The 13916-nt window shown below is 71.3% G+C and carries 10 protein-coding genes and 1 tRNA gene; 3 read left to right on the forward strand and 8 right to left on the reverse strand.

From position 1 onward, the window contains the following. The first annotated feature begins 1 nt into the window (after window position 1). Window positions 2–2008: a methyl-accepting chemotaxis protein gene (locus tag ACE3QP_RS12635; RefSeq protein WP_374436535.1), complete on the forward strand. Its 2007-nt coding sequence runs from the start codon at window positions 2–4 to the stop codon at window positions 2006–2008. A gap of 58 nt (window positions 2009–2066) precedes the next feature. Here the strand turns inward: ACE3QP_RS12635 and ACE3QP_RS12640 are convergent, their stop codons facing one another. Together ACE3QP_RS12640 and ACE3QP_RS12645 are read right to left on the reverse strand one after the other, a co-directional pair. Continuing rightward, the gene (locus tag ACE3QP_RS12640; protein ID WP_374436536.1) at window positions 2067–4592 is read right to left on the reverse strand and encodes an ABC transporter permease; all 2526 of its coding nucleotides are present in this window, start codon (window positions 4590–4592) and stop codon (window positions 2067–2069) included. Between the two features lie 33 nt (window positions 4593–4625). After that, the gene (locus ACE3QP_RS12645) at window positions 4626–6203 is read right to left on the reverse strand and encodes an FAD-dependent oxidoreductase (protein WP_374436537.1); all 1578 of its coding nucleotides are present in this window, start codon (window positions 6201–6203) and stop codon (window positions 4626–4628) included. 39 nt (window positions 6204–6242) lie between these two features. Between ACE3QP_RS12645 and ACE3QP_RS12650 the strand changes: the two genes are divergently transcribed. Continuing rightward, a tRNA-Gly gene (locus ACE3QP_RS12650) sits at window positions 6243–6316 on the forward strand. 206 nt (window positions 6317–6522) lie between these two features. Here ACE3QP_RS12650 and ahpF read toward each other — a convergent pair. The 4 genes from ahpF to lysA form a co-directional block, all read right to left on the reverse strand. Further along, complete coding sequence (gene ahpF, locus ACE3QP_RS12655; protein ID WP_374436538.1) at window positions 6523–8091, reverse strand: alkyl hydroperoxide reductase subunit F; 1569 nt, start codon at window positions 8089–8091, stop codon at window positions 6523–6525. Between the two features lie 135 nt (window positions 8092–8226). After that, window positions 8227–8790 (reverse strand): alkyl hydroperoxide reductase subunit C, encoded by a 564-nt coding sequence (ahpC, locus tag ACE3QP_RS12660; RefSeq protein WP_198109528.1) that lies wholly within the window; start codon window positions 8788–8790, stop codon window positions 8227–8229. A 113-nt stretch (window positions 8791–8903) separates the two neighbouring features. Further along, window positions 8904–9590 (reverse strand): substrate-binding periplasmic protein, encoded by a 687-nt coding sequence (locus ACE3QP_RS12665; RefSeq protein ID WP_374436540.1) that lies wholly within the window; start codon window positions 9588–9590, stop codon window positions 8904–8906. Window positions 9591–9671: 81 nt separating this feature from the next. After that, the gene (lysA, locus tag ACE3QP_RS12670) at window positions 9672–10925 is read right to left on the reverse strand and encodes a diaminopimelate decarboxylase (RefSeq protein WP_374436582.1); all 1254 of its coding nucleotides are present in this window, start codon (window positions 10923–10925) and stop codon (window positions 9672–9674) included. An 84-nt stretch (window positions 10926–11009) separates the two neighbouring features. Between lysA and ACE3QP_RS12675 the strand changes: the two genes are divergently transcribed. Further along, window positions 11010–11894 (forward strand): LysR family transcriptional regulator, encoded by an 885-nt coding sequence (locus ACE3QP_RS12675; protein ID WP_374436541.1) that lies wholly within the window; start codon window positions 11010–11012, stop codon window positions 11892–11894. Here the strand turns inward: ACE3QP_RS12675 and ACE3QP_RS12680 are convergent. Both ACE3QP_RS12680 and ACE3QP_RS12685 read right to left on the reverse strand, forming a co-directional pair. Continuing rightward, on the reverse strand, window positions 11891–13033 hold the full coding sequence (locus tag ACE3QP_RS12680) for a hypothetical protein (protein ID WP_374436542.1): 1143 nt from the start codon (window positions 13031–13033) through the stop codon (window positions 11891–11893). The two genes, ACE3QP_RS12675 and ACE3QP_RS12680, sit on opposite strands and share 4 nt — an antisense overlap. A gap of 20 nt (window positions 13034–13053) precedes the next feature. Further along, a partial coding sequence (locus tag ACE3QP_RS12685; protein WP_374436543.1) for a hypothetical protein occupies window positions 13054–13916 on the reverse strand: 863 nt, incomplete at its 5' end.

Below are 13916 nucleotides of genomic sequence, written 5' to 3' on the forward strand. Positions count from 1 at the left end.
CATGTTGAAGACGATCAAGCAAAGACTGATTGCGCTGTGCAGCGGCGTGGTGCTGCTGGCCCTGTTGGTGGCCACCGCCGCCAGCTACTTCGACACGCGCGCCCATGTACGCGGCCAAGCCAACGCGCAGCTGGCCGAGGTGGCGCGTGGCCAGGCGCAGTCCATCGCCGGTTGGATGGGCTTTCAGGCGGCCATCCTGCAGTCGCTGCGTCCGGCGGTGGAGCTAGAGAATCCGCGCGTTCCGCTGGCCCAGGCGGCGCAGTCGGGCGGGCTGGACATGGCCTACATCGGCCACGCCGACAAGCGCATGCTGCAAAGCAAGGACCAGCAGCTGCCGGAAGGCTACGACCCCACCGGGCGGCCCTGGTACAAGTTGGCCTCGGGTAGCGACGCCGTGGTGCTGACCGAGCCCTACCTGGACGCCAGCACCCAGCAGTCGGTCGTCACCTTCGCCCTGGCAGTGAAGGAAGGCGGTGGCGTGAAGGCCGTGGTGGCCAGCGACGTCTACCTCACCGGTGTCGTCAACATCCTCAAGGCCATCAAGCCCACCCCCTCGGGCTTCGCCTTCCTGGTGGCGGCGGATGGCCGGGTGATGGCGCACGCCAATGCCAAGTACGTGCTCAAGCCCGCCACCGAGCTCTCGCCCGCGCTGACCCCCGCCGCCATCAAGGCCCTGGGGAGCGACAAGTCGGACTGGCTGGAGACCCGCATCGGCGAGCAATCGGTGCTGCTGCGCGCCGCGCCCGTGGCGGGCTCGGACTGGTCGCTGATCGTCGTCAGCGATGCCGGTGAGGCGCTGGCTGCGCTGAGCTCGCTGCTGAGCAAGGCGGTGTTGGTCACCGTGCTGATGGTCGGCCTGGCCGCCGCGCTGATCACGGGCGTGGTGTCGGCGCTGACGGCCGGCCTCAAGCGCGTGCAGGACGCCATGAACGAGATCAGCGCCGGCGGCGGCGACTTGACGCGCCGGCTGCCCGCGCAGGGACAGGATGAAGTGGCCGGCATCGCCCGCGCCTTCAACGATTTCGCCGAAAAGCTGCAAGGCATCCTGCGCGATGTGCACCAGGCCACCGGCTCCATCAGCGTGGCCTCCAGTGAGATCGCCTCGGGCGCGCAGGACCTCTCGCAGCGCACTGAACAGACAGCCTCGAACCTGCAGCAGGCCACCTCCTCGATGGACGCCCTGACCGCCGCGGTGCGCCATACCGCGGAGGCCGCCACTACCGCCAACCAGCTCGCCAGTTCGGCCTCCGGGGCCGCCACCAAGGGCGGCGAGGTGGTGGGTCAGGTCGTCAATACCATGGACGAGATCAGCGCCAGCTCGCGCAAGATCAGCGACATCATCGGCGTCATCGACGGCATCGCCTTCCAGACCAACATCCTGGCGCTGAACGCCGCCGTGGAAGCGGCGCGTGCCGGCGAGCAGGGCCGCGGCTTTGCCGTGGTGGCTGGCGAGGTACGCACCCTGGCCGGGCGCAGCGCTGAGGCGGCCAAGGAGATCAAGAGCCTCATCAGCGCCAGCGTGGAACGCGTCGAGGCCGGTTCGCGCCTGGTGCAGGAAGCCGGCGAGTCGATGGGCGAGATCGTGGCGGGCGTGCAGCGCGTCTCCGACATCATTGGCGAGATCTCCGCGGCCGCGGGCGAGCAAAGCCAGGGCATTGGCGGCGTCAACGTCACCATGGGTCAGCTCGATCAGGCCACGCAGCAGAACGCCGCACTGGTCGAGGAATCGGCCGCGGCGGCCGAGAGCCTGCGCGACCAGGCGCACCGCCTGTCCGAAATCATCTCGGTCTTCAAGGTCGGCGAAATCGAAGCCCCGGCGCGCACGGGTGGTATGGGCCATCGGCCCGCCAGCGCGGCACGCCCCGCCGCGCCCGCCAGCCCGACCAGTAGCAGGCCTGCCCCTGCCGCCCAAGCCAGCGGCGCCGCCAAACCGGCCGCTCGGCCAAACCCGCCCAAGCCGGCGCCCGCCCCGGCCCCCGCGGGCGATGGCGAGTGGGAATCGTTCTAGAGTCCTTCACCAGTCGGCACATGGCCGCCCTCGGGGCGGCCATTTTTTGCCCCGCGCGCTACTCCTGCGTGGCAGCGCGCAGCGTCTGCACCACCGGCCGGCGCAGCACGCCACGCAGGCCCCAGTAGCCGGCAGCACCCGCCAGCAGGGCGCCGGCCAGGGCCGTGCCCAGCGGCACCCAGGGCTGCGGGCGCCAGCTGAACTCGAACACCTGCACCGCGAGCAGCGCCCCGATCCCCAGCGCCAGGCCACCGGCCAGCACACCGGAGAGCAGCCCAAGGCCGAGCAACTCGGCGCGCTGCACGCGCGCCAGCAGAGCGCCGCTGGCGCCCAGGGCGCGCATCAACGCCACATCGCGCAGCCGTGCCTCGCGGGTGGCCGTCAGCGCGCCCACCAGCACCACCAGGCCGGCCGCCAGCGTGAACAGAAACAGCAGCTGCACCGCATTGGCCACCTGCTCCAGAACCCCTTGCACCTGGCTGATCTGCGCCGAAACATCGATCAGCGTGGCGTTCGGAAAGCGCGCAGCCAGCTGGCGGTCCAGGGTCTTGTCGGCAGGGGCGCGGTAGGTGGCGATCCACGTGCTCGGGAGCTCAAGCTGCTGCGAGGCCTGTGGGCTCTGGCTGCGCTGGAAGATGACGAAGAAGTTGACGCGCATCGACGACCAGTCCACCTGGCGGCGCTGCAACACCGCCAACTCGTGGCGCTGCCCGGCCACTTCGAAGGCCAGCCGGTCGCCGAGCTTCAGGCCGAGCTCCTTCATCAGGCCGTCTTCCACACTCAGGCCCTCGCCCCAGCTACCCTCCAGCGCTTGGTTGTGCGCCGGCATGGTGCTCATGTGGCTGAGGTTGAACTCGCGCTCCACCAGGCGGCGCGCCCGGTCGCTGCCGAGCTTGAGCTCGTGCACGGCCTGGCCGTTGATGGCGATCAGGCGGCCGCGGAACATCGGGTACCAGTCCAGCGGCTGCACGCCGGCCGCCGCCAGCTGGGCCTTGAAGGGTTCGGCCTGGTCGGGTTGCAGGTTGACGACGAAGCGGTCCGGCCCCTTGGCCGGTGTGGCCAGGCGCCAGCTCTCCAGAAGATCGGTGCGCAGCAGCACCAGCAGGGCCAGGGCCAGCAGGCCCAGGCCCAGGGCAGCCACCTGCGCCACCGCCAGGGCCGGACGCGCCGCCACCTGGCGCGTGGCCAGACGCAGCCAGGGCGGCGCGGCCGGGCCCACAGCCACGCGGCGCAGCAGCAGCAGGGCCAGGCCGGCCAGCAGCGCCAGCAGGGCGGCAGCCAGCACAAAGCCGCCGATGGTCAGCCCACCCAGCGTGGCGTCTCCGGCCGCCAGGGCCAGCACCGCCATCCAGGCGGCCAGGCCGGCCACGCCCACCAGAGCGGCCAGCGGGTTCAGCTTGGCACCCAGCTCCCGGCGCAACACGCGCAGCGGGCTGATCTGGGCCAGGCGCAGCACTGGCGGCAGGCCAAAGGCCAGCAGCAGGCTCAGCCCCAGGCCGCCGGCCAGGGCAAAGGGTTGCAGGCCGGGCGCGGGCAGTTCCACCGGCACCAGGCCCTGCAGCAAGACCAGCAGCAGGGCCTGCACGCCCAGGCCCAGCAAGCCGCCGAGCAGGGTGGCGGCCACGCCCACCACCAGCAGCTCGATCGCATAGCTGCCGGCGATGCGCGCACTGCTCAGGCCCAGCACGCGCAGGAGCGCGCATTCATCGACATGGCGGTTGGCGAAATCGCGCGCCGCCAGGGCCACGCCCACCGCGGCCAGCAGCGAGGCCAGCAGCGCCACCAGGCTCAGGAAGCGCGTGCCGCGCTCCAGGGTCTGGCGTAGCTCGGGCCGGCCGCCCTCCAGGGTCTCGATGCGCGCGCCGCGCCACTCCCCCTTGTTGATGCGGGCGTTCAGAAGTTCGCGCCATTGCGCCAGCGCCTTGCTTTGCTGAGGCGCGGCCACCAGGGCCAGGCGGTAGCCCACCCTGCTGGCGGGCTGCACCAGCTCGGTGGCGGCCAGATCGGCCTGGGCCAGCAGCACGCGCGGCGCAAAGGCCAGGAAGCCGGCGCCGCGGTCGGGTTCGGTTTCGATCACGGCGCCGAGCTTGAGCCGGGCCTCGCCCAGCCAGAGCGAGTCGCCCAGGCGCAGCTGCAAAGCGTCCAGCACCGCGCGGTCCACCCAGACCTCGCCGGCCGGCGGCGCCCCGGCCAGGCGTCCGCCCTCCAGGCGCACGCGGCCGCGCAGTGGGTAGTTCGGTGCCACGGCCTTGACGGCCACGAGGCGGCTGGCGCCGCCCTGGGCGTCATCGGCGCGCGCCATGCTTGGAAAGCTCGCCGATTCGGACGCCTCGAAACCCTGGGCCAGCGCCTGCTCGCGCACCCAGGCGGGTGCGGGTTGGTCGCTCGTCAGCACCAGATCACCGCCGATCAACTGCGCCGCATCGCGCAGAAGGCCTTGTTCAAGCCGGTTGACCAGCAGGCTCACGGCCGTCACGGCCGCCACAGCCAGGCAGACGCCGATCAGCAGCAGGCGCAGTTCACCGGCACGGGCATCGCGCCACAGGCGCTTGAAGGCCAGGCGCAGAAGGGATGGGGATTGCATGGGCGGATTGTGGGAGTTCCGCCCCCGCCCTTCCTAAGGTGACAGGCAATAGCCCGCCGCCAGCGTCCGGAAGGCTTCCAGCTGCGGGTCCACCCCGGTTTCTTCGCGCAGGATGGCCGCCACCGCTTCGGCCACGTGCAGGGCCGCGCGCGCGTCCAGGAAAAGCAGGCGCACGCGCCGCGCCAGCAGGTCCTCGACCGTACGGGCGTATTCCTGGCGGGCGGCAAATCGCACCATGGCCTCGCTCAGGTCCGGCGCCAGCCAGCGATTTGCGCCGCGCAGAGCCTGCACCCGTGCCGCCTCGCTGCCGTAGCGCGCCAGGCCCTGCGGCTGGCGCAGGCTGGCGCCGGCCTGGGCACCAACGAGCGGCCAATCGCGCGTGCGCCCGCCCGGCCGCGCGGGCAGCAGGCCGCTGTCCATGCAGACCTCCAGCACCTCTTCGGCCATGGCGCGGTAGGTCGTCCACTTGCCGCCGGTGACGGACACCAGCCCGCTCTCGCGCCGCTCGATGTGGTGCTCGCGGCTGATGCCCCCGGTGCCGCCACTCCCCTCCCCGCTGGGCCGGGCCAGCGGGCGCAGGCCCACCCAGCAGCTGCGTACATCGGCACGGCGCGGCGCCCGCGCCAGGTAGCGGCCGGCCTCGCCGAGGATGAAATCCAGCTCGGACTCAAAGGGCTGAGGCTCCAGCGGGCGGTCCGGCCGCGGCGTGTCGGTCGTGCCAAGGATCACCTTGCCCAGCCAGGGCACGGCGAACAGCACCCGGCCATCGGCGGTGCGCGGCACCAGCAGTGCGCAGTCGGCCGGCAGGAACTCGCGATCCACCACCAGATGCACGCCCTGGCTGACGGTGACCAGAGGCTCCGGCGCCGGGCCCTGCTGACCATCGCGGGCGCGCAAATCGTCCACCCAGACCCCGGTGGCGTTGACGACGCAGGGCGCGCGCAGTTCCAGGCGCTGGCCGGTTTCAGCATCCAGCGCCACCACGCCGGCCACCCCGCCGCCGGCGAAGCGCAGGCCCTCGACCGCGCAGTGGTTCAGCACCCAGGCACCGGCCGCTTCGGCGCTGCGCGCCAGCGCCAGCGCCAGCCGGGCGTCGTCGAACTGCGCGTCCCAGTACTGCACACCGCCGCTCAGGCCCTGCGGGTTGACGCCGGGCAACAGGGCCTGCGTGCGAGCCCGGCCCAGCCAGCGCGTGGCCCCGAGGCTGGCACGCCCGGCCATCAGCTCGTACAGCGCCAGGCCCAGGCCATAGAACGGGGTCTGCCACCAGGCGTAGGAAGGCATCACGAAGGGCAGCGGCTGGGCCAAGTGGGGCGCGTTGTGCAGCAGCGTGGCGCGCTCGCGCAGTGCCTCACGCACCAGGCCCAGGTGCCCCTGCGCCAGGTAGCGCACCCCGCCATGCACCAGCTTGGTGGCCCGCGAGCTGGTGCCCTTGGCGAAATCCTCGGCCTCCAGCAGCGCCACGCGCAAGCCGCGCACGGCAGCATCCAAGGCCACCCCCAGGCCCGTCGCCCCGCCGCCGACGACGATCAAATCCAAAGGCGGATCGGCCGCCAATTCGCTCAAGGTCTGGGCGCGGCTGCGCGGCACGGCGGTCATCGGGTTCGACATGGCCGCCAAGGTTAATCGCTTAATATGCTCGCCTTCCAAGCGGGCGTCGTTCAATGGCAGGACCTGAGCTTCCCAAGCTCAAGACGTGGGTTCGATTCCCATCGCCCGCTCCAAACGCAAAGGGGTCCCACCGGGACCCCTTGGCGTTTGGAGCGGATGTTTGGGATGAGCCCCACCGGTTCGCTCAACGAAGGTCCGGGGGACCTTCGTTGGACGGTGCGCAGCACCGGGCCTGAGCGGCAGCGAAGGCCGAGGAATCGCCCCAAGGCGATTCCGAGCATTCCCAGCGCCCGCCGCACACCTCGGTCCAAGCGCCCTGTCAGGCCGCCGCCACCGGCATCCGCATCAAGTAGTCAAACGCCCCCAGCGCCGCTTTGGCACCGTCGCCAGCCGCAATCACGATCTGCTTGAACGGCACCGTCGTGCAGTCGCCCGCCGCAAACACGCCCGGCACCGAGGTGGCACCCTTGGCGTCCACCACGATCTCGCCGTGCCGGCTCAACTCCACGGTGCCGCGCAGCCACTCGGTATTGGGCACCAGGCCAATCTGCACGAACACGCCCTCCAGCTCGATGTGCTGGGCCTGACCGCTGGCACGCTCCAAGTAGCTCAGGCCGTTCAGCTTGCCCTCGGCGCCGGTGAACTCGGTGGTCTGCACATTCGTCAGCACCCGCACGTTCGGCAGGCTGCGCAGCTTGTTGACGAGCACCGCATCGGCGCGCAGCTGCTCGGCAAATTCCAGCAAGGTGACCTCGGCCACGATGCCGGCCAGATCAATCGCCGCCTCCACCCCCGAGTTGCCACCGCCGATCACCGCCACGCGCTTGCCCTTGAAGAGCGGGCCGTCGCAATGCGGGCAATAGGCCACGCCCTTGTTCTTGTATTCCTGCTCGCCCGGCACGTTGACGTTGCGCCAGCGCGCGCCGGTGGAGAGGATGACCGTCTTGCTCTTCAGCGTGGCGCCGTTGGCCAGCTTCAGCTCGATCAGACCGCCGGGCTCGGCGGCCGGGGTCAGGCTTTCGGCGCGCTGCAGATTCATCAGGTCCACGTCATACGCCCTGACATGGGCCTCCAGCGCGGCGGCGAACTTCGGCCCGTCGGTTTCCAGCACTGAGATGTAGTTCTCGATCGCCAGCGTGTCGTTGACCTGCCCGCCAAAGCGCTCGGCCGCCACACCGGTGCGGATGCCCTTGCGCGCCGCATACACGGCGGCCGCGGCACCGGCCGGGCCGCCGCCGACGATCAGCATGTCGTAGGGCGCCTTGGCGTCCAGCTTGGCGGCATCACGCGCGGCCGCACCGGTGTCCAGCTTGGCAACGATCTCTTCCAGGCTCATGCGGCCGGAGCCGAATTCCTGGCCGTTCAGGAAGACCATGGGCACGGCCATGACTTCGCGCGCCTTGACTTCATCCTGGAACAGCGCGCCGTCGATGACCACGGTCTGCACGCGCGGGTTCAGCACTGCCATCAGGCTCAGCGCCTGCACCACGTCCGGGCAGTTGTGGCAGCTCAGAGACATGAAGACTTCGAAGCGGTAGTCGCCCGGCAGCGCACGCACCTGCTCGATCAGCTCGGGCTCGACCTTGGGCGGGTGGCCACCCACCCACAGCAGGGCCAGCACCAGGGAGGTGAACTCGTGGCCGAGCGGGATGGCGGCAAAGCGCAGGTCCATCGCCGTGCCAGCGCGCTGCAGGCCGAAGGAGGGGCGGCGCGCATCCTGGCCGTCGGTGCGCAGGCTGATCTTGTCGGACATCGCCTGGATGTCTTGCAGCAGGGCCAGCAGCTGCTGGGAGCTGTCCGAGTCGTCGAGCGAGGCGACGATCTCGAAGGGTTCCTTGACGCGCTCCAGATAGGCCTGGAGCTGGGTCTTCAGGGTGCTGTCCAACATGCTCGGTCTCCTCAGGTAGGGGTGTGGCGAAGCCAGCCACTCTGAAAGGACCCGTTGGTCAGGGCCCTTTCAGAGTCGCTTGCGCGGCTCTGGGGAAGCTGCAAGCCCTCCCGGGCCTGCAGCCATCCGCTTCATTTAGATCTTGCCGACCAGGTCCAGCGACGGGGTGATGGTCGCCGCACCTTCGTTCCACTTGGCCGGGCAGACTTGACCCGGGTTCTTGGCGACGAACTGCGCGGCCTTGAGCTTGCGCAGGGTTTCCTTCATGTCGCGGGCGATGGCGTTGTCATGCACCTCGGCGGTCTTGATCTGACCTTCGGGGTTGATGACGAAGGTGCCACGCAGAGCCAGGCCTTCTTCCTCGATGTGCACGCCAAAGGCACGGGTCAGGGCGTGGGTGGGGTCGCCCACCAGCGGGAACTTGGCCTTGCCGACGGCCGGGCTGGTTTCGTGCCAGACCTTGTGGGCGAAGTGGGTGTCGGTGGTGACGATGTAGACCTCGGCGCCCAGCTTCTGGAACTCGGCGTAGTGCTCCGCGGCGTCTTCCACTTCGGTGGGGCAGTTGAAGGTGAAGGCGGCCGGCATGAAGACCAGCACGGACCACTTGCCCTTCAGGCTTTCCTCGGTCAGGGCGACGAACTTGCCGTTGTGGAAGGCCTCGGCCTTGAACGGGGCGACGGTGGTGTTGATCAGGGACATCGGTTCAGCTCCATGAGGGGTGGGAAGGAATGGGCTGAACTGTATCGACGGCCAATGACCGTTAGTTTTGATTTATTAAATGACCCCTATCGGCAAAGGCGATGGGATAGCCGTCACTTCCCCAGGGTCTGGGCCTCGATGCGCGCCATTTCGCCACTGCGGCGCAGTTCGCGCACTGCGGGGTCGAATTTCTCAAGCAGGGCGCGGAACTCGGGGGTGCGCGGGCACAGCAGGTGCAGGTCGGCCTGGGCCAGTTCGCCCAGCACCTGGCCGTCCACCCCCAGCTGGGCCATGGTGTATTGGGCGGCGTACTGCACCGCCAGCACCACGTCCACGCGGCCGCTGGCAAGGTTCATGAAGAGCTGGTCGTCGTAGGTGGCGTCCACGCGCTGCAGGCTGGGCAGGTGGGGTTCCAGTGGGCCGTAGACCCAGCCGCGCACCATGCCCACGCGCAGGCCCTGCAGATCCGTCACCTCACGCACGGGCGGCAGGCGGCGCTCACGCAGGCCCACCACCAGGATCCGGTCACGAAACACCGGTTCGCTGAGCAGGTAGCGCTCGCGCCGGGTGGGGGTGGCATAGGCACCGACCGCGCAGGCCTGGCCTTCATCCAGCGCGCGCAGCGCTCGCATCCAGGGCACGGCCTGGCCCTGCAGCTTCAGCCCGGCACGGCGTGCCGCGGCTTCGACGATCTTCGGGTAGTAGCCCACCGCCTCGCCCTGGCGCTCGGCGGCAAAGGGCGGGTTGCCGGCGTCAAAGCGCGCCTCCAGCACGGCTTGCGCCTGCGCCACAGCGGCCATGGAGCCGAAAGAAAATGTCAAACACAGCGCACGCCAAAGCATGCCGAACTGTCGCAGCCCGGCGCCGCCGCGCCATCCGGATCAGTCCTCAAGCGCGAGCAATTCCTCCACGCGCTGGCGGCGGCGGATCAAGCGCGGGCGGCCGCCTTCCAGCAGCACCTCGGTGGCCAGCGGGCGGCTGTTGTAGTTGCTGCTCATCGCACTGCCGTAAGCGCCGGTGTGCTCGATGAGCAGCCAGTCGCCCACCTGGGCGGCGGGCAGGTCCTGCGGGCGCAGCTCGCCGCCCTCGCCTTGGGTGAAGACATCGCCGCTTTCGCACAGCGGGCCGGCCACCACGGTGGGCTGGGCCGGGCCCAGCGTGCGGCCATCGTGGGGGATGAGGCGCAGGCCGTGGTGGGCGCCGTACATGGCGGGGCGCATCAGCTCGTTGAAGCCGGCATCCACCAGCACATAGTCCACGCTGCCCTGGCGCTTGACGGCGCGCACCTCGGCCAGCAGGCAGCCGGCCTCGGCCACCAGGAAGCGGCCGGGCTCGATCTCCAGATGCAGCGGGTGGCCCAGCAGGGCCGCGGCCTCGCGGCGGGCGGCGTCCCAGAGTTCGAAATAGTGCGCGGTATCCACGCGCGGCTCGCCGGCGCGGTAGGGGATGGAGAGGCCGCCGCCGGCCGAGATCGCCTGCAGGTCCAGGCCGGCTGCCAGCACCTGGCGCACCGCCGCCACCATGGCGCCGCCCACCTGGGCCAGATGGCCGTAGTCCACACCCGAGCCGATGTGCATGTGCAGGCCCACCAGGCGCAGGCCTCTGCTGCGAATCACCGCCAATGCCTCCGGCAGTTGTTCGTGCCAGATGCCGTGCTTGCTGCCTTCGCCGCCGGTATTGGTCTTGCGGCTGTGGCCATGGCCGAAGCCGGGGTTGAGGCGAATCCAGACGCCATGGCCCGGGCTGCGTTCCCCCAGCTGGCGCAGCATGTCGATGGAGCCGCAGTTCACCACCAGGCCCTGCTCGACAACAAAGTCCAGGCTCTCGCGGTCCAGCAGGTCGGCGGTGTAGACGATCTCCGCCTCGGCCGCCTGTGCAAGCGGCGCCTGGGCGGCTCCGCCCTGGTAGCCCGCCTTGAGCGCCCGTAGCGCCTCGCCGCGGCTCACGGCGTCCACCTTCACCCCTTCGGCGCGCAGCAGGCGCAGCAAATGCGTGTTGGGGTTGGCCTTTTGCGCGTAGCGCAGGGTGTCAAAGGCGCGCAGTTGGGCCACGCGGGCGCGGATGGTGTCGGCGTCCATCACCCACAGCGGAGTGCCGAACTCGGTGGCCAGGGCCTGAACTTGGGGGTTGGTCAGCATGGCGCGCAGCTTGCCCGGGCCGAATCATTCAGTCCAATCGCAATTTGTCTTCACATCATCCAGTTTCGATATGCTGAAATCATGTCCATCAGCCACCGCCAGGTCGAGGTCTTCCGCGCCGTCATGCAGGCCGGCAGCCTGACCGCCGCCGCCCAGGCCCTGCACAGCTCGCAACCCACGCTGAGCCGCGAGATCGCGCTGATGGAACAGCGCCTGGGCTACGCCCTGTTCGAGCGCGGCGGCGCGCGCATCCGGCCCACCGCCGCGGCGTTGGCCCTGTTCGAAGCCGTGCAGCGCCATTACAGCGGCCTGGCCGAGGTGCAGGCGCAGGCGCGCGCGTTGGCACAGGCCGAGCAGCAGCCCTTCGAGCTGCTGGCCCAGCCCGCCCTGGCCCATGCCCTGGTGCCGGCTGCACTTGCGCGCTGCCCGGCCGCCGCCATCAGCATCACCCCGGCCGAGAGCCCGCTGCTGGAAGCCTGGATGGCCGAGCAGCGCTACGACCTGGCCCTGACCGAGCGCCCCGAAGCCCCGAGCGGCTGCCAGGCCGAGGTGCTGGCCGACCTGGCCGAGGTGGCCGTGCTGCCCGCTGGCCATGCGCTGGCCGCCAAGCCGGTGCTGGAGCTGGCGGACTTCGCCGGGCAGGCCTTCATCAGCCTGGCACCGGCCGACCCCTACCGGATGCAGATCGACGCGCTGTTTGCCGCCGCCGGCATCGTCCGCGAGCTGCGCGTGCAGACGCACAGCGCCGCCACCGTCTGCGCGCTGGTGGCAGCGGGGCTGGGGCTGGCGATCGTCAACCCGCTGACGGCCGCCGCCTGCGCTGGTGCGCAGCTGGTGCAGCGGCCGCTGGCGGTGCGCATTCCCTTCCGGGTGGTGCTGCTCACGCCCCTGCACCGGCCGCGCCACCGGCTGGCCGCGGTGCTGCGCCAGGCGCTGCTGGGCGTGCTGGAACCCTCGCCGAACTAGTGCAGCGTGGCGCCGGCTTCGGGCCAGGCGCTTTCGACTGAAGCGGCCAGACGCGGGATGCCGACCGGGCAGCCCCGGCTGCGCGGCGGAGGCAAGTCCAGCCCCAGCTCGGCGAAGGCCCGCGCCACGCGGAACTGCTGGGCCGCACTGGGCTGAAAGCCCTGGCAGTCCTGGAAGCCCTGCAAGCCTTGCGGCTGCCGCGCCAGCAGCTGAGCCAGCGCCAGCGCCTCGGCCACCACGGCCGGCAGCGGGCAGCCGGAGCGCCATGCCCAAGGCAGGCCCTGGCGCAGGCCCGGGGCCTGGCATTGCCCCACGCGCTGGTGCCACAGGCGGCCGGCGGCGGCACGCAGCGTGTGGGCCGCCACGCCGGCGGGCTCGGCACCGTCCAGAAGCAGCAGGGGTCGCCCAGGGCCGGGCTGCAAACGCATCAGCTGCCCGATCGGGGCCGGGCCGCAGACGAGCACCACATCCACCGGCCCGATGCGTTCGAACACCGGCTGCACCGCCACGCCACTGCGCTGTGCCCAGGCCAGCAGGCGCACCCGGCCCGGCCCCCAGCCCAGCACCTCGTGGCCCTGGGCCTGCAGACGTTCGGCCAGCGCCTGACCCAGGGGCTGGCAGGCCCTCAGCACCAGCAGGCGCGGCCGGCGCAGGCCGCTGGCCTGCAGCAGGCGCGCCAGCTCCTGCACAAGCAGGCAGACCCGGGCATTGAGGCCATGGGTGAACACGAGCCCAGGGAAGCGGGCGCTCAGGCCCCGGCCCTCGCGCCCGAAGAGGCGCTGCAGGGGCTCGGGCAGCGCCACCACGCGCACGCCCTGCTGCTGCACGGCTTGCAGCGCTTCGAGCAGCAGCCCCCGGGCACGGCGGCGGCCGCTGCGTGTGGCCAGCTCGGCGGCCGTGAGGTTGAGCAGCCGGGTCTGGCCGCGCACCCCGGCCAGGCCGAACCGCCGCCCCAGCGCGGTGGGCTCGCCCCCCGCGCGGCGGGCAAAGCAGCGGCGCCGCTCGGTGTCGTCGTGCGCGGCGCGCAGGAACACGGCGTCCACGGCCGGGCGACCCTGCCAGCGGCGCCACAGGCTGCCGGCATCCGCCCTGTCAATTAGTTGGCGCGCGGCGCGGCACAGCGCAGCAGGCAAATCCATGGGCGCGACGCTCGGGGTGTTCAGGCGGCCAGGGAGAGGGTGTCGCTGAAGCCGCTGACGGGCGCGCGCGAGGCCTCGGGGCAGGCCAGGTTTAAGCTGCGCACGCGCTGGCTGCCGGAATACGGCGCGTCCAGCTGCACGGCCAGCTGGCGCAGCGCCTCGCCCAGCAGCAGGCGCTGCAAGCCGCCGTGCTGGAGCCAGTCGCAGCCCAGGGCGGCGGGCTCCTGGCGCTGGAACAGGGCCCGGTGCAGCAGCAGGGCTTCGAGCGCACGCGCATCCAGCAGGCGGCGCTCGCCGTGCAGGCCGGCGGTGGCCAGGCCCCAGCACAGGCCGGGGAGCTGCACGCGGCTCGCCTGCTGGTGCAGCACCCAGTCGCCACAGGCGGCACGGGTGGCGGCGTCCATGCTGGGCGGCGCCACGCCATCGATGACCAGCAGGCGGCGCTGGCGGCGACGCAACTGGTGCACGCGGGGCAGGTCCAGGCGCAGCGCCGGGTCGGCACTGCAGACCACCACGGCATCCACCGGCGCCAGGGTGCGCAGATGGCCGCGGGCGGCCTCGGCCGCCGTGCAGCCCAGCACCAGCACGCCTTGCGCCTGCAGGCCGTCGTGCAGGGCCTGGGCCAGCGCGCTGTCGCTGCCCAGCAGCAGCACCCGCACCGGCGCCTTGCTGCCCGCAAACGCCAGGCCCAGTGCCCGCTGCACGTCCTGCAGCAGCAGCAAGGCGGCAGCGTTGTCGCCATTGCAGAACAGCAGGCCGGGGAAGCGCTGCTTGAGCAGGCTGCTGTCGGCCCCGAACAGGCGGAGCAGCCGGGCGCCCGGCGGCCCCCCCCCCCCCCCGCGGCGCGGCGCCGGGGCCCCCCCACCCGGCCCGGCCGGGGGGG

The sequence above is a fragment of the Inhella sp. genome (genome assembly GCF_041912635.1).
GTDB lineage: Bacteria > Pseudomonadota > Gammaproteobacteria > Burkholderiales > Burkholderiaceae_C > Inhella.